Origin of the sequence: Vreelandella lionensis (genome assembly GCF_002087295.1) — a bacterium.
Lineage (GTDB): Bacteria > Pseudomonadota > Gammaproteobacteria > Pseudomonadales > Halomonadaceae > Vreelandella > Vreelandella lionensis.
In genome coordinates this window covers 89992-116584 of record NZ_MWVI01000089.1, presented here as the reverse complement: position 1 = coordinate 116584, position 26593 = coordinate 89992, and the positions used below count along the sequence as shown (strand labels likewise).

General features: G+C 58.0%; 14 protein-coding genes and 7 pseudogenes. 12 read left to right on the top strand and 9 right to left on the bottom strand.

All coding sequences use genetic code 11. The annotated features are described in order from the left end of the window. From B4967_RS13775 to B4967_RS13770, 3 genes are all read left to right on the top strand, one after another. On the top strand, positions 1 to 411 hold a 411-nt coding region (locus tag B4967_RS13775; RefSeq protein WP_139794512.1), incomplete at its 5' end, for a hypothetical protein. A gap of 57 nt (positions 412 to 468) precedes the next feature. Then, the gene (locus B4967_RS19715) at positions 469 to 711 is read left to right on the top strand and encodes a hypothetical protein (protein ID WP_243470595.1); all 243 of its coding nucleotides are present in this window, start codon (positions 469 to 471) and stop codon (positions 709 to 711) included. Then, positions 674 to 1312 carry a curlin subunit CsgB gene (locus tag B4967_RS13770; RefSeq protein WP_243470594.1) on the top strand — a complete coding sequence of 213 codons (639 nt, stop codon included), beginning with the start codon at positions 674 to 676 and terminating at the stop codon, positions 1310 to 1312. The genes B4967_RS19715 and B4967_RS13770 overlap by 38 nt, the downstream gene beginning before the upstream one ends. A gap of 26 nt (positions 1313 to 1338) precedes the next feature. On the opposite strand, the gene B4967_RS13765 is transcribed toward B4967_RS13770, so the two are convergent. The 5 genes and pseudogenes from B4967_RS13765 to B4967_RS13745 form a co-directional block, all read right to left on the bottom strand. Next, a complete protein-coding gene (locus B4967_RS13765; protein WP_083025787.1) occupies positions 1339 to 1761 on the bottom strand; it encodes a hypothetical protein in 423 nt (140 codons plus the stop codon). An 87-nt stretch (positions 1762 to 1848) separates the two neighbouring features. Continuing rightward, a pseudogene (hemL, locus tag B4967_RS13760) lies at positions 1849 to 3130 on the bottom strand (glutamate-1-semialdehyde 2,1-aminomutase). Between the two features lie 36 nt (positions 3131 to 3166). Continuing rightward, positions 3167 to 3976, bottom strand: a complete 810-nt coding sequence (gene thiD, locus B4967_RS13755; protein WP_083025785.1) for a bifunctional hydroxymethylpyrimidine kinase/phosphomethylpyrimidine kinase — start codon at positions 3974 to 3976, stop codon at positions 3167 to 3169. Beyond that, entirely contained in the window at positions 3976 to 4407 is a 432-nt protein-coding gene (gene hemJ / locus B4967_RS13750; RefSeq protein ID WP_083025783.1) for a protoporphyrinogen oxidase HemJ, read from the bottom strand. The genes thiD and hemJ overlap by 1 nt, the downstream gene beginning before the upstream one ends. A gap of 27 nt (positions 4408 to 4434) precedes the next feature. Further along, positions 4435 to 6234 (bottom strand): annotated as a pseudogene (locus B4967_RS13745) (chloride channel protein). Between the two features lie 170 nt (positions 6235 to 6404). Here B4967_RS13745 and argC point away from each other — a divergent pair. The 6 genes and pseudogenes from argC to B4967_RS13715 all read left to right on the top strand — a co-directional run bounded on the left by argC (position 6405) and on the right by B4967_RS13715 (position 11845). Continuing rightward, a pseudogene (gene argC, locus B4967_RS13740) lies at positions 6405 to 7438 on the top strand (N-acetyl-gamma-glutamyl-phosphate reductase). Positions 7439 to 7540: 102 nt separating this feature from the next. Next, the gene (erpA, locus tag B4967_RS13735; RefSeq protein ID WP_083025782.1) at positions 7541 to 7894 is read left to right on the top strand and encodes an iron-sulfur cluster insertion protein ErpA; all 354 of its coding nucleotides are present in this window, start codon (positions 7541 to 7543) and stop codon (positions 7892 to 7894) included. 149 nt (positions 7895 to 8043) lie between these two features. Then, a pseudogene (locus B4967_RS13730) lies at positions 8044 to 8814 on the top strand (transporter substrate-binding domain-containing protein). Between the two features lie 105 nt (positions 8815 to 8919). Further along, positions 8920 to 9590 (top strand): annotated as a pseudogene (locus B4967_RS13725) (amino acid ABC transporter permease). A 10-nt stretch (positions 9591 to 9600) separates the two neighbouring features. Continuing rightward, positions 9601 to 10359 (top strand): ATP-binding cassette domain-containing protein, encoded by a 759-nt coding sequence (locus tag B4967_RS13720; RefSeq protein ID WP_083025780.1) that lies wholly within the window; start codon positions 9601 to 9603, stop codon positions 10357 to 10359. A 253-nt stretch (positions 10360 to 10612) separates the two neighbouring features. Beyond that, positions 10613 to 11845: a hypothetical protein gene (locus tag B4967_RS13715; protein WP_139794511.1), complete on the top strand. Its 1233-nt coding sequence runs from the start codon at positions 10613 to 10615 to the stop codon at positions 11843 to 11845. 176 nt (positions 11846 to 12021) lie between these two features. Here B4967_RS13715 and B4967_RS19710 read toward each other — a convergent pair whose 3' ends face one another. The 3 genes and pseudogenes from B4967_RS19710 to recB all read right to left on the bottom strand — a co-directional run bounded on the left by B4967_RS19710 (position 12022) and on the right by recB (position 18049). Further along, complete coding sequence (locus B4967_RS19710; RefSeq protein ID WP_243470593.1) at positions 12022 to 12201, bottom strand: ATP-binding domain-containing protein; 180 nt, start codon at positions 12199 to 12201, stop codon at positions 12022 to 12024. A gap of 45 nt (positions 12202 to 12246) precedes the next feature. After that, positions 12247 to 14367 (bottom strand): AAA family ATPase, encoded by a 2121-nt coding sequence (locus tag B4967_RS13710; protein WP_243470592.1) that lies wholly within the window; start codon positions 14365 to 14367, stop codon positions 12247 to 12249. After that, positions 14364 to 18049 (bottom strand): annotated as a pseudogene (recB, locus tag B4967_RS13705) (exodeoxyribonuclease V subunit beta). The gene B4967_RS13710 and the pseudogene recB overlap by 4 nt, the downstream one beginning before the upstream one ends. A 286-nt stretch (positions 18050 to 18335) precedes the next feature. On the opposite strand from recB, the gene pncB reads away from it, so the two are divergent. Together pncB and B4967_RS13695 are read left to right on the top strand one after the other, a co-directional pair. Then, positions 18336 to 19532, top strand: coding sequence for a nicotinate phosphoribosyltransferase (gene pncB, locus B4967_RS13700; RefSeq protein WP_083025777.1), 1197 nt, complete (start codon positions 18336 to 18338; stop codon positions 19530 to 19532). A 66-nt stretch (positions 19533 to 19598) separates the two neighbouring features. Continuing rightward, positions 19599 to 21170, top strand: coding sequence for an ATP-binding protein (locus B4967_RS13695; protein ID WP_083025774.1), 1572 nt, complete (start codon positions 19599 to 19601; stop codon positions 21168 to 21170). Positions 21171 to 21183: 13 nt separating this feature from the next. Here B4967_RS13695 and recC read toward each other — a convergent pair whose 3' ends face one another. Beyond that, positions 21184 to 24738 (bottom strand): exodeoxyribonuclease V subunit gamma, encoded by a 3555-nt coding sequence (gene recC / locus B4967_RS13690; RefSeq protein ID WP_083025796.1) that lies wholly within the window; start codon positions 24736 to 24738, stop codon positions 21184 to 21186. 133 nt (positions 24739 to 24871) lie between these two features. On the opposite strand from recC, the pseudogene ilvD reads away from it, so the two are divergent. Beyond that, positions 24872 to 26552 (top strand): annotated as a pseudogene (gene ilvD / locus B4967_RS13685) (dihydroxy-acid dehydratase). The last annotated feature ends 41 nt before the right edge of the window (positions 26553 to 26593 follow it).

The following is a 26593-nucleotide window of genomic DNA, read 5'->3' as shown; positions in this document are numbered from 1 at the left end:
TCCGGGGGCCGGTCTCACGGATTCAGGGATATGCCCTCCCACCATTACCAAGGCAATTACAGCATTATTAAACAAGTGGGCAACCATAATAACGCCAATGTTTCCCAGTCCTACTCTGCTCGTTATCAAGCAGGAAATTTTTCTAAAATTTATCAGCAAGGAAACTGGAACGTTGCCAATGTTGAGCAAACGGGGGGCAACAACGTTGGTGTTATCTTACAAAAGGGCAACAGTCATATTGCCAATATTTCTCAGTCTGGGAATGAAAAGCAAATAGAAACTTATATTTCCCAAACTGGCCATTATAGCGACATTCAAGTTTCACAGTCGGGGAGTGGCTACCGCGGCATTAGTGTTGAACAACAATCGTTTTCAGCCAGTGCACGCCCAGTCACCGTCGAAACCTACTGAGCAGCAACCGTTGTCTCAGTAATAACTAAAGCAAGTATGACATAATGGGGAAACACCATGAAAACTCAAATCACTACTATCGCTGCCGCTGTTGCCTTCGCTATGAGTACTGCTGCGTCTGCACAGTACTGGTCATCAGGTAGCGACTCCACAATTTATCAAAGCGGTAACCACAATACTAACGATATTACCCAGTGGGGTACCCAAACATCACGCGTTTACCAAGAGGGAAATAATAACTCGACTGTTGTTTCTCAGGACGATGTCTCAGGGATTGCTACTAAGTTTCCTGGGCAATAATGACTCTGGAATTGATCAGATTGGCCAGCACAACAAAGCCAATGTTACCCAGCTAGGCGCCTTGAATGATTCGACTGTGTATCAACAAGGTGACAACAATACAGCAACCATCGATCAAGATGGTTTTAAGAACATTTCGGTAGTAGAGCAAATTGGCAACCACAACGGCTCAACAGTATCACAAGATGGCAAATTTAATGATAGCTATGTCTATCTTGAAGGTAACAATAACAAAGCCACTGTTAAGCAAGATGGTGAAGAAAACGTATCTGTAGTAGAAGAAAATGGCACTCATAATAATGCCAACATTACTCAGATTGGAAATGAAAATGATAGTTACACGTATCTAAGTGGCAACTATAATGAAGTTTATGTGACACAAAATGGTTATTCGCTAGACAGTACGATTCTTGCTGTTGGTGACCATAACACTCACGACGTCATGCAGTCTGGTTATAACCACGACTCCTATATTTACACCCAAGGCAGCAATAACGCACAACACGTTACCCAAAGCGGCTACTTATGGGGCGGCAGCCACACCTCAACCATTGAGACTTACGGTAATAACAACACTAATTATGTGAGCCAAGGCCAATAATCGCAGCTATACACAAATAAGCGTACCTAGCGCTTGTATACCGCCCCCGTCGGGGCGGTTTTTTTATGTCTTAAATGCACCATCACCGTCAGTGTGCCGCCTTTGCCTTGAGTAGAAGAACGAGAACCGTTGCTACCCTTCACAATATCCACTTCCAGCCGCTCGTCATCGCTTAGTAACTTTACTGTGCCCTCTAAGGTATCGCCCTCAAAAGTGAATTCTGCGGGTACCGTGCCCTGGGTTTCAGGATGCTCAACGGTCTCGCCATTATGGGTAATGCGCCACTCGGCGGAAAACTCAGCGCCGGGGGAGCCGCTCATGGTGATGTGGATCTGGGTCATATCCTGCTCCTGTGCGGCTAGCCCTGTTAAGGGAAAGCCAAAGGTGAGTACGGCGGTAAACAGAGCGCCGTGTAAACGTAAAGCCTGCCAAGCCGTTGGTTGTTTCATGGTTAGCTACCTCATTAACCACAAGAGCCGCTCAACATGAGCGGCTCTTGCAGTGTAGCAGGCGTTCTAACTACCAGTTACCTAGTGTTACATAACTGCAAAGGCTTTCTCTGCGGCATCCAGAGTGAGCTGGATATCCTCAGGCGTATGGGCACTGGACATAAAGCCCGCTTCATAGGCAGAAGGCGCGAGATAAACGCCATGATCGAGCATAGCGCCGAAGAAACGGCGGAAGGCATCCGGGTTACAGGCAGTCGCCTGGGCAAAGTTATCGACCCGCGATTGAGAGGTAAAGAAAAGACCAAACATGCCGCCCGCTGATTGCGTCATCATCGGCACTCGCGCCGCATTGGCGCGCTCTTGCAGGCCGTTACACAGCGTTTGTACGCGCTGGCTCAAGGCATCGTGGAAGCCCGGTACCTGCAGCTTGGTGAGTAGCGCCACACCGGCGGCCATGGCCAGCGGGTTACCCGAAAGGGTGCCCGCCTGATATACCGGCCCCAGCGGAGAGATGTTTTGCATAATGTCGCGCTTGCCACCAAACGCGCCGACCGGCATACCACCACCGACGATCTTACCCAAACAGGTCAAATCCGGCGTGACACCGTAGTAAGCCTGGGCACCGCCCAACGCTACGCGGAAACCCGTCATCACCTCATCAAAAATCAGGATGCTGCCGTACTCGTTACAAACGTGGCGCAGGGTTTCCAAAAAGCCCGGCTGAGGTGGAATACAGTTCATATTGCCCGCCACCGGCTCCACGATAATGCAGGCAATTTGCTCACCGATCTCTGCAAAACACGCCTCTACGCCTTCCGGGTCGTTGTAGGAGAGCGTGATGGTGTGCTCGGCCAGCGAGGCCGGTACGCCCGGAGAGCTGGGCTCGCCGTGGGTCAAGGCACCGGAGCCCGCTTTTACCAGCAGGGAGTCCGAGTGGCCGTGGTAGTTACCTTCAAATTTTAACGATCTTATCGCGACCCGTGGTGCCCCGCGCCAGCCGAATCGCTGACATGGTGGCCTCGGTGCCCGAGCTGGTCATCCGCACCATTTCCATAGAAGGAATCATGTCGCAGATCAGGTCTGCCATGGTGGTTTCCACGGCGGTGGGGGTACCAAACGAGAGCCCGTTATCCAACCGCGCACGCACGGCTGCCAGTACGTCTTGATCGGCGTGACCGGTGATCATCGGCCCCCAGGAACCAATGTAATCAACGTAGCGGTTGCCCTCCACATCAAAGAGGTAGGCACCCTGCGCACGCTCCATGAAGACCGGCGGGCGGTGCAACCCTTTGAAGGCACGCACAGGAGAGTTTACGCCCCCAGGAATATGGCGACTCGCGAGGTCAAACAGTTCAGCAGATGTGGTCATGGCATCCTCAATGTAAATGGCTTACTACCAATGAGATCAAAAACGCACGGAGCGTGGCAAGCGATTCGGCAAGCACTGCCCACTCGGGGGTTGGTAGCCGTGAGACAAGCTCTCCCAGGTAAAGTGCTGCGCCTGTTCACACGCCGTTGGTAAGCGCTCACCTACCGCTAGGCGCGCTGCCAAGGCCGACGCGAGCGTACAGCCGGAACCATGAAACACTTCCGGCAGCCGCGGCCATTGCCACTGGCGAGTGGTGTCGGGCGAATGCAGTGTATGCACCACTTGCTGTGCCGTACCGGGTAATGGGTCATCCGTTGCCGTTACTAACACTGCTTGGCAACCCTGAGACAGTAGTGACACCGCACGGGCGGTATCATCATAAGGCTCATGGATCTCAGGCGTCAGTGCCGCTAACTCAAAGCGGTTCGGGGTTAAGATATCCACAAGCGGTAGCAGCCGATCACGATAAAGTGCTTGCAAAGCAGCTGTGGATAACATAGTGCCTCCCCCTGCTTTGAGAACCGGGTCAGCAACCACGGGTACCCCAGGAAAACGGCGAATAATTTGCTCCGCAGCGCGTAGCGTAGCTTCATCCGCCAGCAGGCCGAGCTTAATCGCAGCAATCTGCATATCACCGACGGCTTCGGCCATTTGCCGCATGGCGCCAGGGTCGGCGGGCATCCCCCTAGAGACGTTGTGGCAGTTCTGCACAGTCATCGCCGTGGGGATCGTCACCGCCCAACCGCCGCAGGCAGCAATGGCTTCGCTATCAGCGACCAGCCCGGCACCGCCCGTGGGGTCATGGCCCGCTAACACTAAAACGACGGGGGGAAGGGGTTGGCGCATCAAAAGGGCTTCACAACCGCCAGGAGAATAATCGCGACCAGCGCAATCACAGGGGCTTCATTGAACCAGCGAAAGAATACGTGGCTCTTGGTGCAGCGCGACTGGTCAAACTGCTTCAGGTAGATCAGGCAAACGTGGTGGTAGGCAATCAACAGCGCAACCAGCGTGAGCTTAACGTGCATCCAGCCCTGGCTAAACCACGCAGGCACCAAATAGAGCATCCAACCACCAAAAATCAGCACCAGGATCATCGATGGTGTCATGATGCCGCGATAGAGCTTACGCTCCATAGTTTTGAAGTAAGTGATCGCTTGCTCATCGCCTTTGTCGCGTGCCATGGCGTGGTACACATAAAGTCTTGGCAGGTAGAACAGTGCGGCAAACCAAGTAACAACGGCCATCAAGTGAATAGCCTTTACCCATTCGTACATGGTCTCTCCTTAGGCGGTGACGTATGGCTAGGAATCGGTCTCGCGGGCATCTGTTTGCCGAGCGTCAGTGTAGTGGTAATAACGCTCGATCGCGCCCCGGGTAATGATACCTGAAATTCGCTGCTGCTTTGGTCGATAGCCATGCACCACATAAAGCGCCCCAAGCGCGCTGTCTTGAAGCTTTAAAAACGCTTCCGATAGCGTGGCCTGCAAACCAATCGGGGCCATTTCCAGCCGCTGGCCGGGAATCTCCAACAGATCAATCAACTCATCCTCCGGCGGCGCTTCTCCATCAAGCGCCTCATCGTGCTCCAACAGCCAGCGGGCAAGCTCCGCCGCCTTCAGCGCCAGCACGGGCTTCTCTTCACTAGAGCGCTCGATCACTAGCCACATAGGGTTGGTTTCCAGCAAGCGGCGGGCTTGGTCTGGCTTAATCATCCGTTCGGTGCGCACCAATTGGCGCTCCATCACCGCCGGTACCGATACTCGGGAGAGCGCCTGCATCAGCGGCTGCTGCAGCGGATGTAACCCGTAGCGTACTGAGCTAATGAAGAAACCTTCACATCCCGTTAGCTGGCGCGACGTCAAGCAGGCCACCACCACGACCAGCATCCCCGGCAGCATGATATTGGGTGTATGCGTCAGTTCTAATAGCGCCATCAGCGCTGCAAGAGGCGCCTGAAGGACGGCCCCCATCATCGCCGCCATACCCAGCATGGCATAAATGCCCGGGTCCGCGGCTTTATCGGGCCATAGCCAGCCACCAAGCATCCCGCCTAGCGCCCCAGTGGCCGCCCCCGCCACCAGCACTGGGCCGATAATACCGATGGGCACCCCGCCAGCGACGGTAATCGCCGTCATCAGCACCTTGGCCACCATCAGCGCCAACAGCACCGTGATCGTCAGCTGATTATTCAGCGCCGCGGCGACGCTGTCGTAGCCGATCCCCTGAATCTCGGGAAACCGCCACGCCAACGCCCCAGTGGCCACACCCACCACTCCTAATCTCAACCACAACGGCAATTTTTGTAAGCGCTGGCTGCGAGAGATATGGATAAATACGCCTGCCATTAACCCAATCACCAAGCCAACAATGACGATCCAGGGCAGGTTCATCAGCGAGCCTAGCGCCACCTCAGGAATCCGAAAGGCAGGCTCGTTGCCATACATCACCTGAGCCACCAGTGCGCCCATGGTGGAGGCTAAAATCACCGGCATAAAGCTCATCAGGGTGTACTCCATCATCACCACTTCCATGGCGAAGATCACCCCAGCAATGGGCGTGTTTGAACGAGGCCGAAATGCCTGCTGCCGTCCCGCAGGCCACCAGCACCCGCAAACTGTTATTGGGCAGCCGCAGCTTTAGCCCTAACCCGCTGGAAGCCGCCGCGCCTAAATGAATCGCAGGGCCTTCGCGCCCGGCGGATAAGCCACCCAACACGGAGGCGAACCCCACCCACCATTGGTTCAGCCAGTTACGCAGCGGAAAGCGCCCCTGGTGATAGGTAAGACGCTCAATCACATGGCTGACCCCGAGCTTGCGCGCAGCGGAGCGCGCCGATATAGCAACAGGCCAATCAACGTGACGGCGACGATCGGCAGAAGTGCTCTCAGCCACGGTGATAATCCTTCGAAGGCTTCCGGATCCCCCTCCGGCATATAGAGCACCGCCCCGGCTTCAAGCAGCAGGCGAAACGCCACCATCACTGCCCCAGTAATCACCCCAGACACCAACCCCAGCACACACAGCTGCGGTAAGGCATCCACGTTCGCCAACTGGCGGCGAAAGCTCTCTAGGGTGAAATCTGACCGAGATAAACGTGCCACAACGTCCGTCCTTGCGTTTGTTGTTCGTTTCATTGTCTCGCGTTGCACAGCGCTCTTAAGCGCTGGCTCTCTTGTGTATCATAGCTGGATACACTTCAACAGCCTGGCCACACTGATTAGGCTGTTAATTATTCAAGCGTTGGCTGTGCGAAGCACACAAGGAGTGGTTTGTGATTAACGTTGGCATTGTAGGCGGCACCGGTTACACCGGCGTCGAACTTCTCAGGTTGCTGGCCCAGCATCCCCAGGTAAGCGTGAAAGCCATCACCTCTCGCTCAGAAACGGGCGTGAAAGTGTGCGACATGTACCCCAATTTACGCGGCCACTACGACACGCTGGCGTTCAGCGAACCCGACGCCAAAGCGCTGGGCGCGATGGATGCGGTCTTTTTCGCCACGCCCCACGGCGTTGCCCACGCGCTTGCAGGCGAGCTGCTGGCTAACGGAACCCGGGTGATCGACCTCTCCGCTGACTTCCGCCTGCGGGATGCCGACGAGTGGAGCCGCTGGTACGACCAGCCCCACGGCGCGCCGGAACTGCTGGAAGAAGCCGTCTACGGCCTGCCTGAAATGCATCGCGAAAAGATCAAAACAGCGCGTTTGATTGCCGTTCCTGGCTGCTACCCCACCGCCGTTCAACCCGGCTACCTGCCGCTGTTAGAAGCGGGCTTAGTTGATCCGAGCCAGCTGATTGCCGACTGTAAATCCGGTGTGACCGGTGCTGGCCGCGGCGCTAAGGTCGCCTCGCTGCTCGCCGAGGCCAGCGAATCGATGAAAGCCTACGGCGCGGGCGGCCACCGCCATCTGCCGGAAATTCGTCAAGGCTTGAGCGACATGCAGCCCAACCCGGTGGGGTTGACCTTTGTGCCCCATCTAACGCCCATGATCCGTGGCATTCACGCCACGCTCTCAGCACGCTGACCGCCGAGCCAGGCGACCTCCAGGCACTGTTCGAGCAGCGCTACGCGAACGAGCCGTTCGTGGATGTGATGCCCGCCGGCAGCCACCCGGAAACCCGCAGCGTCAAAGGCAACAATACCTGCCGGATCGCGGTCCACCGCCCGAGTAACGGCAATACGGTCGTAGTGCTCTCGGTCATTGACAACCTGGTGAAGGGCGCCTCTGGTCAAGCCATTCAAAACCTTAATTTAATGTTTGGCTTTGACGAGCACATGGGGCTCAATGCCCCCGCGCTGATGCCCTAACGTTTGAGGAATTCCCAGCAATAGTTGACCAATTTGCTGGGAATTACCCATAATCACCCCCCAATGCGGATTATTCGTTCTTAAAGCTCGCGGGAGGTACCCATGAGCGGTGCAGAAGCTTTTGTTCCAACCCCTCTGTTACTGTCAGACAGCGCACGCAAGCGCATCAAAGCGTTAATGGCTGAAGAGAGTAACCCGGCGCTGAAACTGCGCGTGTATGTTACCGGTGGCGGCTGCTCAGGTTTTCAATACGGTTTTGACTTCGCGGATAACGTTGCCGAAGACGACACGCTGATTGAGTTTGGCGATGCCACGCTGGTCGTCGACCCGCTCTCGTATCAGTACTTGGTCGGCTCCACGGTCGATTATGAAGAGGGCTTAGCGGGCGCACGTTTTCGTGTCCAAAACCCAAATGCCACCACCACTTGCGGGTGCGGTGCCTCCTTTATGGTGTGACCAACGTTGGTGGCAACCCCTTCCCCATGACTTGACGCCTTGGCGGTTTCTCGCCAAGGTTGAAAGGTCAATAACGTTTGCTTGCCCGATTTATAAGAAAAAAAATTCTATAAACAGCGCAGCAAACCACATAAAACATGGGGAAACTAATGAAACACTTACTCACTACCTCTGCCATTGCGACCGCCATCACACTGGGCTTGGGCAGTACCACCGCGTTTGCACAAACGCCGTCTGTTAACGTGGCCACTGACCCAAGCTTTGTGCCTTTCGAGATGCTCGACCCCGAGACCGGTGAAATGATCGGTTTCGACATGGACATCATCAACGAAGTTGCTGAGCGCGCTGGCTTTGTGAAGTCAACCTCACCACCATGGATTTCTCTGGCATTATTCCCGCCGTACAAACCGGCAGCCAGGAGATCGCCATCGCGGGCACCACCATTACCGACGAGCGTTCCGAGGTCGTCGACTTCTCTGACCCCTACTACGATTCCGGTCTACAAATCATCGTGCGTGCCGATAACGAAGAGGTTTCTTCCATTGAAGACCTTGAAGGCCTGACGATTGCCACCAAAATCGGCTCCACCAGCTACGATTTTCTCCAGCAAGAGCTAGGTGAAGACGCCGATATCACGCCCTACCCCGGCACCGCTGATATGTACATGGGCACTGCTGGGGCGCAACGTTGACGCCGTTCTTTACGATGCGCCGAACGTTGCCTACTTCTCGCAAACCCGTGGCGAAGGCCGCACCAAAGTGGTCGGCCCGCTGTATGAGGGTCAGCAGTACGGCATCGTGTTCCACAAAGGCAGCGAGTGGGTAGAGCCGACCAACGAAGCGCTGGCCGCTATGCGTGAAGATGGCACCTACGATGAGATCTATACTAAGTGGTTCGGTGAAGCACCCAGCGCTGAGTAAGTAGCGCATAGACCATAACCAACGCTTAAAGCGACTCTCACCACAGGGCCGGGCGGCCATTTCCCCCGGCCCTGTGTCGTTGTTCCTCTTGCCTGGAGATAACGCGTGGACGTTAACTTTCAGTTTGATTGGTCGGCTGCCTTTAGCTCGATCCCCTACTTGTTACCCGGTATTCCCTGGACCCTACTGATTTCGTTCGGTGGTCTGGCGATTGGTTTTTTCATCGGCATTTTCTTTGGTCTTTTGCGCATTAGCCCAGTGCGCTGGTTACGCTGGCCAGCCATTGTGTACATCGAAGTGTTCCGTGGTACGCCCATTCTGGTGCAGGTACTGTTTATTTTTTATGGCTTGCCACAGCTCCTGGGCGGGCCTATCAACGCGTTGGTCGCCGGTATTGCCGCCATTGCCGTCAACTCCGGTGCCTATATCTCTGAGATCGTGCGCGGCGGTGTGCAGTCCATCGAGCGCGGCCAGCGGGAAGCATCGCTATCGCTTGGCCTCTCCCGAGTACAGGCCTTCCGCTATGTTATTTGGCCCCAGGCACTGCGCCGTATGATTCCACCGCTGGGCAACCAGGGCATTATCAGTATCAAAGATACCTCGCTTTTCTCGTCATCGGGGTCAGTGAGCTGGTACGTCAAGGGCAGATCTATATCGCCACCACCTTCACCGCGCTAGAGGTCTACTTCATGGTGGCGCTGATGTATCTCGCCATTACCTGGACCCTCTCACTGGTGCTGCGTCAACTCGAAAGCCGCGGCCTCGCCGGACAATAAGGAGCGCACAATGACCTCTACTCAAACGCCTATTGTGCGTATGCAAAAGCTCCACAAGCACTTTGGCAGCCTACACGTACTCAATGATATCGACATGGAGATCGTTCCGGGTGAAGTCGTCGTGGTCATCGGGGCCAGTGGTTCCGGTAAATCCACGCTCATCCGCTGTATCAACGGCTTGGAAGAGGTTCAGTCAGGCAGCCTGGATGTGGACGGCAATACGCTGCTACCCAACGGTAAAAGCAGTCAGGCGCTGCAAACCATCCGCACCGAAGTGGGCATGGTGTTTCAGCAGTTCAATCTGTTTCCCCACTTGATCGTGCTCGATATTGTCACTCTCGCACCGATGAAGGTCCGTGGCTGGAGCCGCCAGGACGCCGAAGAGACTGCCAAGCGGCTGCTGGAGCGTGTCGGCATTGCGGCTCAGGCCGGCAGGTACCCCAGCCAGCTCTCTGGCGGCCAGCAGCAGCGGGTGGCGCTGGCGCGTGCGTTGGCGATGGAGCCGCGCCTCATGCTGTTCGATGATCCAACCTCAGCCCTCGACCCCGAGATGATTGGTGAAGTGCTGGATGCCATGCGGGAGCTTGCTAAAGAGGGTATGACCATGGTGATCGTTACCCACGAAATGGGCTTTGCCCGTGAGGTGGCCGACCGCATCATCTTTATTCATAAAGGCGAAATTGCTGAACAAGGCTCCCCCGAGCAGCTGTTTGATGCCCCTCAACACGAGCGCACGCAGTCGTTCCTGGCACGGGTACTGAATCACTAATGTCGTGCTAACCATGCGCTCTTAAATAGCCAATATTGCGCTTAAAACCGTCCTATCTAATGGCTTGTCTTCATGACAGGCCATTTTTTTTGCCTGTGGATACTATTTTTTACACGCCCCTCGCTACTTCGCCCCGAATCGCACCATGAGCGCTTATCCGCATGACTTGAGTATGAGAAGCACGTTGTTCACAGTCGGGGGCCGGTCTCACGGATTCAGGTATATTTCAGAGTTCGTGCATAAAGATTATGACTTGGCTACGCTAGTGCGGCATGGAGTCGCTTACCATACAGGCAAAATTCCACTTCATATCCGCTCTGCAATTGAAGATTCATTTTCAAACGGCATCATAAATAATATTGTTTGTACGACAACTTTGATGCAAGGTGTTAATTTTCCGGCTTCAAACATAATTGTAAGGAATCCATATCTTTTTACTAGAAGAATGAAAGACAGAGAGAATGTTAAACTATCAAACTATGAGTTTTCAAACTTACGAGGTCGAGCAGGAAGGCTTCTTAAAGAGTTTATTGGGAGGACAATCGTACTCGATGAATCTTCATTTGAAATAGAGCAAGAGAGCGAAACTCTTTTTGAACACACTGAAAAAGAATTAATTACGGGCTATGGTGAGTACTACGAGAAATTTAGAGAAAATATAGATAATTCAATTGAAAATGACACTCTTGTAGAAGATGGCAAAGAGAAGTATCTCATTACATATATAAGGCAAACGATATATAGGCACAGGGAAGGAAGTCATGCTCGCCTGCAAGAGGTGGGGATAAATATAAGTAAAGATTACATACAAAAAAGTTTAGCTAATCTAGATTCTATGAGTGTTCCATCGAGTGTTATATTTAAGAATAGGTATTGGGATCCATATGATCTTGAAATCATATATCTGGGCCTCAGAAGGAACGTGTTTTGTAAGTTGCCGTCCAATATTTGGGATAGAAATACTCTTGAATCTTTGAAAAGCGCATCTATTACTTTCCCAAAAATCATGCCTTATTACTTTGATAAATATATTTCTAATCCAACGAATGATAATGATCAATTAGAGAGACATATCTGGAGTATCTGTAAGTATGCTACTGGCTGGGGGAGGGAAACTCTCCTACGAGATATATTAAGGGAACGTAACTTTACTGATGACGCTAGTAATCAAATAGATCAGGCAGTTAAAACAATTTCTTCTAAAGTTTGCTTTGGATTGCCTATGCTGCTTAAGCCATTGGCGGATATGTCTGAAGACGAGAATTCCATACTAAGCATTATTGAAAATGGAGCTTACAGTAAGATTACTAAATACCTTATCGCAAAAGGGGTTCCAAGAGACACTGCTATATATATAAAACAAACTGCTTTGGCTGATGTCGATCAAGAAGAGCTTGACTATCGTCAAATACAGGAAAAAATATCAGATTTAAGAGGGCATGTTTCGCTTTGGATATTTAGCCAAATTGAAAGTGCTGGCATGTAACGAGTACATCCAAATGACGCCTACTGCTCACCTGATTTAGGCACTATAGAAAAGACTGCCAAAAGGCAGTCTCTGGCCAAATGCTAACATCACTAAAACCAATGGTTTTAACCCGCAACCACACTACCCCTACCAACCTCCCTCACCACCGCCTCATTCAACCCCCCGCGCTTGGCTTACACTGCCGTGAGCCATTCGCGGGCGCGGGTGATGCCGGTGTACACCAGCTCGCGGGTCAGGATGGGGTTCAGCGTGGACGGGAGCAGTAGCGCGGTGTGTAAGAACTCCGAGCCTTGGGATTTGCGCACCGTCATCGCAAACACGGTTTCTACCGCGTGCAGGCGGGAAGGCAGCACCCAACGGATGGGTTTGTCGGGGTCGCCAGTGGGGAAGGCGACTCTTTATAGCTTCTGCTGTGGGTTGCGCGGGTCGGGCACGGCCAGGGTGATGCCGATATCGCCGTTCATCCGTTTCAGGCCGTAGTCGTTTTGGGTCACCAGTACCGGGCGGCCTTCATACCAGCCTTTCTCCAAGGTGTAGTCGCTGCCGAACAGCAGCTTTTCACTGCGTAATGTGCTGGCGATGCGCTGGTTCAAGCCTTCTACCCCCCAGGGGCCTTTGCGCAGCGCGCACAGCAGTTGGAAGTGGCTGTAGGCGCTGAGCACCTCGCTGGCCCAGGCGTCAAAAGCGGTTTGGTTTTTCTCGAACGACTCGTCCCGTGGGCGCTGAGCTTGCAGCACGTTTAAATAGTGGCGGTAGCCGGTGGGCGGGGCGATGGGCTGGCCTTGGTGGTCGGTGCGGCCTTCGCCGTTGCCTGCAAAGCCGCTGGGGCTGCCGTGAATCACCAGCTTATCCAGCGCGGCGTCGTCACTCATCACCAAATGGTGCACATCTGGGTAGCCGTGGCGCAGCACGGCGCTTACCGACTGCTGCTTTTCCCGTTCGCTTTGCGCATGGCCCGGCTGGTTAATGGCTTTGGCCAGCTGGCCGATGCCGCTGTGTTCATTAAAGCGGTGGCTAACCCGCAGCATGGTAATGGCTTGGTCGAGCGGTTGGCCTGCGGGGTCGATGAACTCGGCTGGCAGCGGCTGGCCGGTGGCCCGGGCTAGCCAGTCGGCGGTGGCCGGGGTGTAGTGGGCGGCATCGGCGCGGCGGCATAGGTCGCCGAGTACCGAGCCTGCCTCTACCGAGGCGAGCTGGTCTTTATCCCCCAGCAGAATGCACTGGGCGTGGGCGGGCAGGGCGCTGAGGGTCGCGGCCATCATTTCGATATCCACCATCGAGGCTTCGTCGATCACCAGCACATCCAGCGCCAGCGGGTTGGCGGCGCTGTGCCGGAAGTGGCGGGTGTCGGGGCGTGCGCCGAGCAGGCGGTGGAGGGTGGTGACTTCCGTGGGGATGGTGGCTTTTAGCTGTTTTGTGGCTGAATCATCGCCCGCTAAAGCGGCCTCCCACAAAGCTTTCTCCTTCAGAGCACCTTCTGACAAAGCTTCATCCTGCATGGCTTTATCACCTTCAGCGTCTTCCCTCTTGGCTCCTTGCAACAAAGTGGTTAGGTCAGTGAAGGGGAGTTTTGCGACCTGCCCGGCGATGGAGTCGTTCAAGCGGGCGGCGGCTTTGCCGGTGGGGGCGGCTAGGCGAATGCGCAGCGGCTGGCTAGGGTGCTGGGCCAGTTGCAGGGTTTGCAGCAGGGCTAGCAGGCGCACCACGGTGGTGGTTTTACCGGTGCCGGGGCCGCCGGTAATGATGCCGAAGCGGCTGCGGGCGGCCAGCGCGCAGGCGGTTTTTTGCCAGTCTAGGCCGTTGCTTTGTTTGAACAGTATGTTCAGGGCTTGGGGGAGTAACCCAGGGTGACTGGCGTCACCCGTCGCCCAATGAATTGGCCTCCCACCTTTGCTTTCTGAGCCTGTGCTTGCTGTGTGGCTAGTGGTTGGCTCGGTTGTCTGATGATTTAGCCTCCCACCTTGGCTTTCTGTGCCGGTGGCTTCTAGGCGTGCGGCGATGTGTTGGTGCAGGCTTTGCTCGTACTGCCAATAGCGGCGCAGGTAGAGCCGCGTGCTGGGGGTGCCGCTGGCTGAGTGAGTGGTCACTACGACCAGCGGTGTGTTGCCGGGGCCTTCGCTGGTGAGCAGCGGGTGGTGCAGGGCGGCTGGCCATTCGCTGAGCGTGAGCGTGGCCAGCACGTCGCTGGGTAGCGGCGGCGGGTCGGTGAGGTCGTCCCCTTCGGGCGGTAGCGAAAGGGCGAAATCCGGCGCGTTGAGCGTGGCGTTAATATCCAGGCATACGTGGCCGCGGCCTAGCTGGTGGCTGGCAAGTGCTGCTGCCAGTAGCAGCAGTGTGGGGGCGTCTGGGGCTTCACTGGCTAAAAAGCGCACCAGGGCGCGGTCTAGATCTCGCAGCCAGCCTCGCGCTACCCAGCGTTCGCAAAGGGCCAGCAGTTCCGGGGTGCTGCTGAGTGCCGGGTGGGCGCTGTCGGCATCGCCGAACATATCGAAGGTGTGGGTGTCGTGCTGGCGGCTCATGCCGTGGCCTCCTGCTGGGTGGCGTGTGGCTCGCCTGCAAACAGGCTATCCAAGGCTTCGATGAGTTCAACCGGGGCGGGTTCGCCCACCACGCCGCGCCCAGGGCTGCGGCTGCCGCGTAGAAATACCGTCATCGAACCGCCCAAATGCTGGTGCGGGTCGTAATCCGGCAGGCGTGCTTTTAAGAGCCGGTGCATGGCGAGTAAGTAGAGCGCGGCCTGTAGGTCGTAGCGTTTGGCGAGCAGCGCGTGGCGCAGGGCCTCGGGTTCGTAGGCGCTGTCGTTGGGGCCTAGGTAGTTCGATTTCCAGTCCAGCACGTAAAAGCGCCCCTGGTGCTCGAAGGCTAAGTCGATAAAGCCTTTCAGCATGCCGTTTAGGGTGTCGGCATCCAACGCGGGACGCTCTACCCCTTGCAGTAAGTGCTTGCTCACCAGCGCATCGATGGCTTGGGTATTCACCCGTTTGGCGGCGAACCAGAACTCTAGCTCTACTTGTAGCTTTCTAGCTCATTCAGCGCCACGCTTTGCGGGGTGGGCGCGGCCAGCGGTAACGGCGTGGTGAGCAGGGCGCTTAGCCAGCCCGCCAGCGGTTCTTGCCATGCCTGCCAACCGCGTAGCTGCACCCGCCGCCAAAGCATATCGTTGAGGGCGTCCATATCGTTCGCGGCGGTATCGAAGCCTTGCTTGCCCGCCCACTCCAGCAGCCCGTGCAGAAAGGTGCCGGGGCCGGGGCCACGTGGAAATTTATGTAAGTGAAACGCTTCTAGTTGAGATCGTTCTTGAGACAGTTCTTGCGGTTCATCCAGCACTTCAAAGGCGGTGGCTTCCTGGGCGGTGGTGGGTTCCAGCGGTGGCAGCACCGGGGCGGTGAGCGTGCCGGAAAGCCGCAGCGCGGAGTAGCTGGCAATCCACCAGTGCTCTTTGGCGGGGCGCGTGGGCGTGCGGGCGTGGCCTAGCGCGCTGCTTTGCTCCACGGTGGCAACGCGCTCTGCGGTGGGCGCGGGTGGCTGGTGAATCTGTATCTCGCTGCCTTCTACCAGTTCGTCGAGCGCTTTATTGAGCGCCTCCGGTGAAAGGGCATTGCCGCCTTTTAGCAGGTAACCCAGCGCGCTGTTCTCCAGGCCTTTCAGCGGGGCTAGACCCAGCCAAGTGGCGTGGCGGGCGCGGGTAAGCGCGACGTAGAGTTTGCGCAGGTCTTCCCCCAGCCGTTCGCGGTCGGCGGTGGCGAGTATCGCGTCATCGGCTTCTAGGCTGAGCTGTAGGTTGCCCTCGCTGTCGTGCCAGCGCAGCGGTACGTCCTCGGCTTTGACCGGGCGGTGGTTGGCGATGAAGGGCAGGAATACCAGCGGGTACTCCAGCCCTTTGGATTTGTGGATGGTGACCACTTTGACCAAATCCGCGTCGCTCTCCAGGCGCAGTTTGTGGCTGTCGCCGTGGCTTTCCGGGTCGGCAATGGCGTCAAACAGAAAGCGAATCAGCGCGTGTTCGCCGTCCAGTTCGGCGCTGGCCTGCTGCAGCAGTTCACCCAGGTGCAGCAGGTCGGTGAGCAAGCGCTCACCCTCTTCAAACTCCGCTAGCAGTCGGGCGGGAATATCAAAATCCACCATCATGCGGCGCACCAGCGGCAGCACGCCCTGGCGTTGCCACAGGCGGTGGTAGTGGCTGAACTGCTCTACCCGCTCTTCCCAGGCCAGCTCGTTTTGCTGCAGGTGGTCCAGCTCCGCCAAGCTTAGCCCCAGCACCGGGGTGGCCAGCGCGGCGCGCAGGTGCGCTTCGGCCTGGCGGGAGCTAGCCAGCGGCTCGGCGCAGGCGCGCAGCCAGCGCTCTACCTGGGCGGCCATAGGCGAGCTAAACACCTTATCGTGATCCGAAAGATACACGCTCTTCACCCCACGGCCGGCCAGCGCTAGGCGAATAGCGCGGGCTTCCTGCAGGCCGTTCACCAGCACCGCCATATCGGAAGGCTTGAGTGGGGTGAGCGCGTCGTCGGTTTGAAAGCCGCTCTCGCCTTTCTGCCCTGCGCTGAGCAGTTCTGCCATGAAAGAGGCGCAGCGTTCGGCCATCTCGGTTTGGTAGGCGGTTTTAGAGAGCGGCTCGTCTGCTGCCAGCGGCCAGAGCGTCATGGCGGGCAGCGGTTGGCCCTGGTGAACGAGCTGTTCATTTCGGCCTTTGGCGTCTACCGGCAGAAACGGCAGCGGGTTGTCGCCGCCTTCTTCGCGGAACAGAAACGCTCCGGCCGGGTGTTCATCGGCGTAGCGGAAGCAGTGGTTCACCGCTTCTACCATGGCGCGGCCGGAGCGGTAGTTGGTGCCCAGTGTGACGTGGCGGCCTGTGGTGTCTTCGCGGGCTTTTAAGTAGGTGAAGATATCCGCGCCGCGAAAGGCGTAAATGGCCTGCTTGGGGTCGCCGATCAGCAGCATGGCGGCGTCTCGGCGGGGCTTGGCGACCTCATACACCGCGTTGAAAATGCGGTACTGGATGGGGTCGGTGTCCTGAAACTCGTCGATCAGCGCCACGGGGAACTGGCGCAGTATCTGCGCGGCCAGCGCCTCTTTGTTGGGGCCTTGCAGGGCGCGGTCCAAGTGGGTGAGCAGGTCGTTGGGACCCATTTCGGCGCGGCGCTCTTGCTCCCGCTCCAGGCGCACTTTGCACCACTGCACGGCGTGAATCAGCAGGTCGTTGCGCGGCTCGGGCAGGGCGTTTAGCGCGGCGGGCAGCTCGGCCAGCGCTTCCCAGGCGGCGGGGCAAGGGGGCGCGCCCTCTTTCCATATCTCGGCCATGCCGTCTGGGGTGAGGCGTCTCCAGGCGGCATCGGTGAGTGCGGGGCGGGTGGCGTCGCTGTCGCACCACTCCCGCAGTGCGCCTAGCCAGTTGGCGCGGCTTTTGGCGTTGAAGCTTTGGCCTGTGAAGGCTTTGCGTTTGGCGACGTCTTCAAGTGCGGGCACTAGTTCATCCAGCCAGGCGGGCCAGGGGGCTTTTAGCTCGGTTAGGCGAGCGCTGCGCTCGGCTTGGGCGGCGCTTAGGGTTTGCTCGGGGGCGGGGCGGGGGCTGCCTAGGGCCTCCCTTTCGGCCAGCAGTTTGCGCACCTGCCCGTGGAGCTGGTCCGGCGACTGCCAGTAACCGGTAATGCTGCCCAGCGCCTCGGCGTCCAGCGGGTAGTAGAAGGTGCGCCAGTAGTCGCGCACTACCTCTTGCTCCAGCTCTTGCTGGTCGTTTTCCAAATTGAGCGAGAACAGGCTGCCGCTATCGAAGGCGTGCTCGCGCAGCATGCGGTAGCACCAGCTATGGATGGTAGAAACGGCGGCTTCGTCCATCCACTCGGCGGCCAGCTCTAAGCGGCGGGCGCAGGCGGGCCACGTGGCCTCGGGGTATTGGCTGCGCAGCGCTAGAAGCAGTGAGCCTTCACCCTGATGACGAAACACCGCCGCCGCTTCCACCAGCCGGTGGCGGATACGTTCACGCAGCTCTTGGGTGGCGGCGTTGGTAAACGTGACCACCAGAATTTCCGGCGGGGTGAGCGGGTGTACGAAGGCGGTGTTGTCTTCACTGTGTTGCCCGCCCAGCACCAAGCGTACATACAGCAGCGCAATGGTGAAGGTTTTCCCCGTGCCCGCGCTGGCTTCAATCAAACGGCTGCCGTGAAGCGGTAGCGTCAGCGGGTTCAGCGGGGTGGGCTGGCTCATTCTCATTCTCCGAACATCACGGCAGGCGGAAAGCAAAGCGCCTTTGGCGGGTAGCCAAAGGCACCGGCACTATATCGCGTTGCCAAGAGCTGGGCAAAAGAGCAAAGCAGCGTTAGAGGCTGGTTTGAAAGACGGGGTCGAATGCGTTGTAAACAGGGAGGGGCGCTCGGCTTCCATGGGCGTAAGCCATAGTAAAAAGGGGTTAGGCTGTGAGGTATCGACGCCAACTGGTAAACTAGCGGGCTAGCCGCTCTTGGCGATCTGTTGATGCTGGTGAAGGGATCTCATGCTGACCTCGCTTCTGGATAACGATTTTTACAAGATCACGATGCAGAATGCCGTGATTAAACGCTTCCCCTATGCCCATGCCCGCTGCGCGTTTATCGATCGCGGCGAGCATGCGTTTCCTGAGGGCTTTGGTGAGGCGCTGCGCGGTGAAGTGGATCGCATGGCGACGCTGCGCTTGTCCGATGAAGAGAAGCGCTACCTGCAAACCACCTGCCCTTACCTAGACCCCACCTATCTCGATTTTCTGGCGGGCTTTCGTTACGACCCCAGCGAAGTGACGATCGAGCAGCAGGGCAGCGAGCTCTCGGTGGTGATGGAAGGCCCCTGGTACCGCACCATTTTGTGGGAAGTGCCGCTGATGGCGCTGATTAGCGAGCTTTGGTACCAACTGCGCGGCGTGAGCGTGTCGGAAGATGACGAAGCGCTCATCGAGCAGCGCACGCGAGAGAAAATCGAACTGTACCGCCAGCACGGGCTGAAGATTGCCGAGTTCGGCACCCGTCGGCGTTTCTCGTTTGCGGTGCACGACCGAGTCGTCAAAGCGCTGCGCCACTACGGCGGCGAGGCGTTTAGCGGCACCAGCAACGTGCTGCTGGCCATGCGCCACGGGGTGAAGCCCATCGGCACCCACGCCCATGAGTGGTTTATGTTCCACGGCGCTCGCTTTGGTTTCAAAATGGCCAACAGTTTGGCGCTGGAGCACTGGGTGGACGTGTACCGGGGGGATTTGGGTATCGCGCTGACCGATACCTTTACTACCCGCGCCTTTTTCGAGAGCTTCGATAAGAAGTTCGCCAAGCTCTTCGACGGCGTGCGCCACGATAGCGGCGACCCGATTGAATTTGCCGATGCCACCATTGCCCACTACCAGCGCCTGGGCATTAACCCGCTGAGCAAAACCATCATCTTCTCCGATGCCCTCACGCCTGAAAAAGTGGAGCGCATCCGCGCCTTCTGCCAAGGACGGATTGGCATGGCCTTTGGCATTGGCACCAACTTCACCAACGATATTGGCGTAGCGCCCATGAACATGGTGATCAAAATGGTTGAGGCCCGCCCCGAAGGGCAGGGCTGGCTGCCAGTGGTGAAGCTGTCCGATGTGCCCACTAAGAATACCGGCGACCCGGAGATGATTGCGTTGGCCAAGCGCATTTTATCGCTGGGTGGAAAGGGGGATGAAAGCCCGCTGATCTGACGCTGCAGGCATCAGCCGCATGCTAAACTGCTTTTCATATCGCTGTTTTTTGTTCTGGAGGCCGCCGTGCAGGATGTCCATCGCCGTAAGCTACCCATCGGGATTCAGACGTTCTCGGATATCCGTGAGGGCGACTATTACTACGTCGATAAAACCCCGCATATCGAGCGCTTGGTTAACCAGAACAAATACTACTTTCTCTCGCGGCCGCGCCGCTTTGGTAAAAGCCTGTTGCTGGATACGCTGCGCTGCTTGTTCGAGGGCCGCCAGGCGCTGTTTGAAGGGCTCTATATTCACGATCAGTGGGACTGGCAACAGCGTTACCCGGTCATTCGTATCAGCTTTGCCGATGGCGTCATGCAGAGCCGTGAAGGGCTGGATGAACGTATCCGTGAGCAGCTTCGGGTTCAGCGTGAGCGGCTGGGCATTACTCAATACCATGAAGCCGATATTCCCGGCGAGTTTTCCGCCCTTATTCGCATTGCCCACCAGCAATACGGCCAACGGGTGGTTGTGCTGATCGATGAGTACGATAAGCCGATTCTGGATAATATTTTGGTGCCCGAACGCGCTCGGGAACTGCGCGAGGGGTTGAAGAACCTGTATAGCGTGCTGAAAGATGCCGACCCTCATTTGCACTTTGTGCTGCTCACAGGCGTATCAAAGTTCAGCAAGGTCAGCCTATTTTCGGGCTTGCACAATCTCAACGATATCACCTTAGACGCTCCTTTCAGCACGATTTGCGGCTATACCGACGAAGACATCGATAAGGTGTTCGCGCCTGAGCTACCCGGTTTGGATCGTGAGGCCATTCGTCAGTGGTACAACGGCTACCGGTGGGGTGGGCGCGAGGTGGTGTCTGTCTACAATCCCTTTGATGTGCTGCTACTGTTTCAAAAGCGCGAGTTTGCGCCGTACTGGTTTGAGTCTGCCACGCCGACGTTTCTGGTTGATATTCTCAAACAGCGGGGGGTATTTACGCCTTCGTTAGATCACTGGGAAACAGAGTATGAACTGCTCAGCCAGTTCGATGTGGATCAGATCAGTACCGAAGGTCTGCTGTTTCAAACCGGCTACCTGACCATCCAGCAGGTAGAGGAGCCGCTGCTGGGATACCGCCAGTACACGCTGGGCTTTCCTAACCGTGAAGTCGAAACCAGTCTCAACCACGCCTTGTTGCCATCGCTGGGGGTCGAAAATGCCCCGCGTGAACGCAGAACACTGTTTCGCCATTTAAGACAGCATGATCTTGTCGGGCTAGAAGCGCACCTAAAGGCGCTTTATGCCGGACTCCCTCACGACTGGTATCGCAACAACCCGATTGCTCGCTACGAAGGCCATTACGCCAGCGTGTTCTACAGCCACTTTGCGGCCCTGGGCCTGGATGTGACGGTGGAAGATGCCAGCCACCACGGCAAGGTGGATATGAGCGTGGATTTTGGTGGGCATATCTACCTGTTCGAGTTCAAAGTGGTGGAGCAACTGCCGGAAGGTCAGGCGCTGGCGCAAATCAAACACAAAGGGTATGCGGACAAGTACCGCGCCTCTGGCAAGCCCATACACCTGATCGGCGTCGAGTTCTCCAGTGCCAAACGCCAGATTGTGGCGTTCGATGTGGAAACGCTCGACGCTATGTAACACCCACGCTGGTTTACCCTTTGACCGCCTGGTGAAGCGGCGCGTAGAGCGCTTCTGTGAGCGTGGCAAAGGTGTGCCCGTTGGCTTGCTCGAAGAACAACCGCTCGAAGCGGGGCCACTGGTGGCTTAAATACGCGCTTTGGGCCACTTCACCGGTTTGGTAGCGGCCGCCTTCATAGGCGGTTTCGGCGGCGGCGTAGGCGCGGCTTTCTCGGCCTTTTTCTTGCGCCATATCTGGCGTGCCTTTGTTTCTTAGCCAAGCAAACGCGGCTTGCGGTGCGAGCGGTAGCGGGGTTTCTAGGCCCGCTTGCCACGCGGCTAGCTGGGTTTCCAAGTGCTGGCGGGCGGTCTCGGCATCCACCGGCGCTAACGTGACATGACCCGCTTTGGAGAGTAGTTGCGTCGTCATCGGGCCATCCAGGTTGCCCGCTAGGTGCGCGACCCAGGGGCGCAGCAGGTGGCTCCAGCGGTACTGGCCGCGCCCGCTGCCTTGGCTAATCAGGCTGCTACTCAGCAGCAGCAGACGGCAGCGGTGGCCTGCTTCATCCTGACGCAGTTCGCCCAGGGGCTCTTCCAATGTGAGGCCGTGGGCTTCGAAGTGAATCATGGTGTCGGGCAGGGTATGCGGCCACGCGTCTAACGCGTCTTCGTAGGCGTTGAAAAGCGCCTCCATGGGTTCGGCGAGTGCTGCGCGCATGCGTTCGCCGAACGCGCCCATGGCTAGCACGCCTTGGCCTTGAAAGCGCTCCAATGCTTCGTGCAATGCTTCCATACGCGGCTGGCCGTTATCCACCGCGTGGCGCTGGACGGCAATTAGCTGATCTTGGAGCTGCCAGTTTTGCAGGCCATCCAGGGCGAAGGGCTCGGCGTCCAGCTCGGCGATGGCTTCCTGCTCGAAATAGACCCCCAAGCGAGTATTAAAGAAGCTGCGCACCGGCTCGCGCAGAAAGCTGCCTAGCTGCCCAAGCGAGAGGCTGGTGGGGGCGTTTTCCGGGGCGGGCAGCGTGCGGCTAGTGGCGGGTGGCGTGCGCGGGGCGTGCACCTCGCGCCATTCGTGGGCGTAGGTGAACAGTCGGCTTGCTGGGCTGTTGAAGTAATCGCGGCTGAAAGGCTGCAGCGGATGCTCGGTGGTGAGTGTTTCCAGCAGCGGCGCGCCGTTTTCCGTTTGCCAGCCGGCTTCTAAGTGGTCGCGCAGTTGGCCCACCAGCACCGAGGGCGGCAGCGGCGTATTGTCGATCTGGCTGCGGCCAACCCAACTCACGTAGAGCTGGTCGCGGGCAGAGAGCAGCGCTTCCAGAAACAGGTATCGGTCGTCTTCCCGGCGGGAGCGGTCGCCGGGGCGGTAGTCGCTGCCCATCAGGTCGAAATCCAGCGGCGGCTGGGAGCGGGGGTACTCGCCGTCGTTCATGCCCAGCAGGCATACCCGCTTGAAGGGAATGGCGCGCATGGGCATCAGCGTGGCGAAGTTGACCGCCCCGGCCAAGAAGCGTTGGGAAAGGCTGTGCTCATCGATCTGCGCCAGCCAGTGCTCCCGCACCATGGAGAGCGGCAGCGGGTCGTTGAGTTCGGCTTCCCGGCTGCTTTCCAGCATCTGCTGCAAGCCGCTTTCTAGCTTGGTGAGCATGATGCTCTCTTGGGCATCGTCGGTAAGAAAGAAAGTTTCCAGCAGCCCCCGTAGCCGCGCAACCCAAGTAGCGGCATCGGTGGGTTGGCAGAAGCTCTCCCAGGTGGCTTCGAGCTTCTCCAGCAGCGTCGCCAGCGGCCCAGCTAAGCCCGCCTCCAGCCCGCCGATATCATCAAACGGCTCGATGCCTTGCCACGCGTGGCCGTCGCCCACGGTGTAGCCCAACAGCAACCGGCGCAGGCCGAATGCCCAGGTGTTTTGGCTCAGCCCGCCGGGCAGTTCCAGCCTTTGGCGCTGCTTGGCGTTTAGCCCCCAGCGGATGCCCGCGCCTTCCATCCAGCGCTCTAGCACCGGTAGGTCACGCTCTTCTAGGCCGAAGCGCTGGCGCAGGGCGGGGACATCCAGCAGGTCGAGTAAATCGCTCACCGACAGGCGCAGCTCCGGCAGCCGTAGCAGCTTTTCCAGGGCAATCATCAGCGGCAGGCGGTGACGGCTGGCTTGGTCGGCGAGCGTGTAGGGAATGTGCCGCGGGTCGTCGGTGGGCAGCTGGCCAAACACCGCTTCGATGTGCGGCGCGTAGCGGTCGATATCCGGAACCATGACGATGATGTCCCGTGGGCGCAAGTGCGGGTCGGCGCTGAAGGCGGCCAGCAGCTGGTCGTGGAGAATCTCCACTTCCCGCTGGGGGCCGTGGGCGATATGGAACACGATGGAGTCATCGGCAGCGGGCAGTGCGGGCCAGTGGCCTTGCGTTTCCGCCACGGGGCGCAGCTCGCGGATGTCGTCTTGCAGCTGGCTGAGTAGGCAGTGGCGATCCTCGCCACTGAACGGCTCGAACATATCGATGCGCAGTGCCTGCTGCTCGAATAGGGTTTGGTAGTTGCCTGCGTCGTCGTGCTCATCGAGCAGGCGCAGGTAGTCGCGGCCCTGCTTGCCCCAGGCGGCTAGCAGCGGCTGGGCGTGCAGGTGCAGAGCGTCATCGGCATCGCCGGTGCCCAGTACATCCAGCGCTTCGGGCATGCCGGTTTTACGCCGCTGGCGGTAGCGCTGGGCGCGTAGCAGGTCTTTGTGCTCGATGATATCCGCCCAGTAGAACTGGCAGGGGTTGTGAACGCACAGCACGATTTGGCAGCAGCGAGAGAGCGCCGCCAGCGCTTCCAGGGTTTGCTGGGGCAGCGATGAAATACCAAAGATAATCAGCCGCCGAGGCAGCCCCGGTGGGCAGTCTTGGCCCTCTAGGTGCTCGGTGGCCTTCAAAAAGCGCTGGTGAACCTGGGCGCGGCTGCTGTTCAATCCGGCATTGCCTTGGGTGGCGGCCACATCGTCACGCAGGATGCGCCAGAGCGCGGGCTGCCAGCGCTGGTGCTCTTCCAGCGGGCGGTGCTCGCCTCTGGCGGTAATTAGCACATCGTGGCCGTTGGCCCAGGCGTATAACCAGTCGGCGCGGTAGACCTGGTACTGGTCAAACAGATCCGCCAGCCGCTCGGCCAGTTGGTAGTGCTTGCGCTGGTCACGTTCGATTTCTAGAAACTGCGCCAGCGGCTCAAACACCGGCTGCCCGGCTAGGGTAGGAAGAAGGCGAAGCCGCCGCCATACCAAGCGCGACTTATCAAACGGCGAGGTTTCCGGCACGGCATCGGCGTTTTGCGAAACGTGAGTGAGCACCGTGCGGTAGGCCTGCCATAGAAACCGCGCGGGCAGCATCACCTCTAGCGCCGCCGCAATGCCCGCGCCGCCGTTCTTAGGGTCTTCCGCCAACGCCAGTTTCAGCCACTGCCCAATACCGTTGCTCTGCACCAGAATGGTTTCGTTCTCCAACGGCCCCAACGGCTGGCGGCGCATCCACTCCACCGCCAAACCGCGTAAATCTTCCAAGCGGTTAGCATGTACCACCATAAAACCGGGGGGGAGCGGAGTGGGGGAGAACAAAGCATTGGCAGGCATACGGCGGCGTTCCTTCACGGCAATCAGCGTCACGGGTAGCGGTGACGCTATGGTTCCATAGGTTAAGTACCTTGCGGGATGTAAGATATATCGCCAAGCTGTGGCCTTTGCCATGAATGGAGAGGAGTCCGTGATGACCGAGCCGACAAAAAATAATACCCGCCGCCACTCTGCCCCGGTGGTGGATGGCCCCGGTAAAGCGGCTAGCCGCGCCATGCTGCGCGCCGTGGGCTTCAACGATGACGATTTTCAAAAGCCTCAGGTAGGTATCGCGTCTACCTGGAGTATGGTGACGCCGTGTAATAGCCATATTGGTGAGCTGGCGGAGCTTGCCCGGGATGGGGCGATGCCGCCGGAGGCAAAGGCGTGGTGTTCAATACCATTACCATTTCTGATGGCATTGCCAACGGCACCGAAGGAATGAAGTACTCGCTGGTCTCGCGGGAAGTGATTGCCGACTCCATCGAAACCGTGGCGGGCTGCGAAGGCTTTGATGGCTTGGTGGCGATTGGCGGCTGCGATAAGAACATGCCGGGCTGCGTGATGGGGCTGGCACGGCTTGCCCCAGCGTGTTCGTTTACGGCGGCACCATCATGCCCGGCAAGGGCCACACCGATATTGTCTCGGTGTTCGAAGCGATGGGCGCCCACTCCCGTGGCGACATCGACCTGATCGAGCTGAAAAACATCGAAGAGACCGCCATTCCTGGCCCTGGCTCCTGTGGGGGCATGTACACCGCCAACACCATGGCTTCGGCCATTGAAGCACTGGGTATGAGCCTGCCGGGAAGCTCGGCGCAGAATGCCATCTCCCAAGAGAAACGCGATGACTGCAAAGCCGCTGGCGAAGCCGTGCTGGCGCTGCTGGCGCAAGACATCAAGCCCTCCGATATCATGACCCGCGAGGCGTTCGAGAACGCCGTGACCGTGGTGATTGCCCTGGGTGGCTCCACCAATGCGGTGCTGCACCTGATTGGCATGGCGCGCACCATCGGTGTCGAGCTGACCCTGGCAGACTTCACCGAGATCGGTAAGCGCGTGCCGGTGCTGGCCGACCTGCGCCCCAGCGGCCACTACATGATGAGCGAGCTGGTGGCGATTGGCGGCATTCAGCCGCTGATGAGAATCCTGCTGGATGCTGGGCTGCTTAACGGCAACTGCTTAACCGTGACCGGTAAAACGCTGGCGGAAAACCTCGCTAACGTCGAGCCGTACCCGATGGATCAGCAAATCATCGCGCCGCTGGGTAACCCGATCAAAGCCGAAAGCCACCTGCGTATTCTGTTTGGCAACTTAGCGCCGGAAGGGGCGGTGGCGAAAATCACCGGTAAAGAGGGCACGCGCTTTAGCGGCTCGGCGCGGGTGTTTGGCTCGGAAGAGGAAGCCCAGGCACGCATCAACGATGGTACCGTAGTGGCGGGCGATGTGGTGGTGATTCGCTACGAAGGCCCAAAAGGCGGCCCCGGCATGCGCGAAATGCTCACGCCTACCTCGGCCATTATGGGCCGTGGCTTGGGCAACGATGTGGCGCTGATTACCGATGGCCGCTTCTCCGGCGGCAGCCACGGGTTCGTGGTGGGGCATGTGTCGCCGGAAGCCTTCGACGGCGGCCCGCTGGCGCTGGTTGAAGATGGCGACCCCATCACCATTGATGCCGAAGCCGATACCATTGATGTGCATATCAGCGATGAAGAGATGATGCGCCGCCGTGCGGCTTGGCAACAGCCTGAGCCGCGCTATCGTAAAGGCGTGTTGGCGAAGTATGCCAAATTGGTCAGCTCGGCCAGTACCGGTGCGGTGACCGACCAAGAATAACCTGTGAAGAGTCACCGGCACGGTTAGGCTGTCACTAAGTC

What these genes read in the sequence shown, in the direction of transcription:
- B4967_RS19715 (WP_243470595.1), top strand. Translation starts at nt 469, where the DNA reads ATGAAAACTCAAATCACTACTATCGCTGCCGCTGTTGCCTTCGCTATG.
- B4967_RS13770 (WP_243470594.1), top strand. Translation starts at nt 674, where the DNA reads ATGTCTCAGGGATTGCTACTAAGTTTCCTGGGCAATAATGACTCTGGA.
- B4967_RS13765 (WP_083025787.1), bottom strand. Translation starts at nt 1,761, where the DNA reads ATGAAACAACCAACGGCTTGGCAGGCTTTACGTTTACACGGCGCTCTG.
- thiD (WP_083025785.1), bottom strand. Translation starts at nt 3,976, where the DNA reads ATGCGCCAACCCCTTCCCCCCGTCGTTTTAGTGTTAGCGGGCCATGAC.
- hemJ (WP_083025783.1), bottom strand. Translation starts at nt 4,407, where the DNA reads ATGTACGAATGGGTAAAGGCTATTCACTTGATGGCCGTTGTTACTTGG.
- erpA (WP_083025782.1), top strand. Translation starts at nt 7,541, where the DNA reads ATGAGCGGTGCAGAAGCTTTTGTTCCAACCCCTCTGTTACTGTCAGAC.
- B4967_RS13720 (WP_083025780.1), top strand. Translation starts at nt 9,601, where the DNA reads ATGACCTCTACTCAAACGCCTATTGTGCGTATGCAAAAGCTCCACAAG.
- B4967_RS13710 (WP_243470592.1), bottom strand. Translation starts at nt 14,367, where the DNA reads ATGAGCCGCCAGCACGACACCCACACCTTCGATATGTTCGGCGATGCC.
- pncB (WP_083025777.1), top strand. Translation starts at nt 18,336, where the DNA reads ATGCTGACCTCGCTTCTGGATAACGATTTTTACAAGATCACGATGCAG.
- recC (WP_083025796.1), bottom strand. Translation starts at nt 24,738, where the DNA reads ATGCCTGCCAATGCTTTGTTCTCCCCCACTCCGCTCCCCCCCGGTTTT.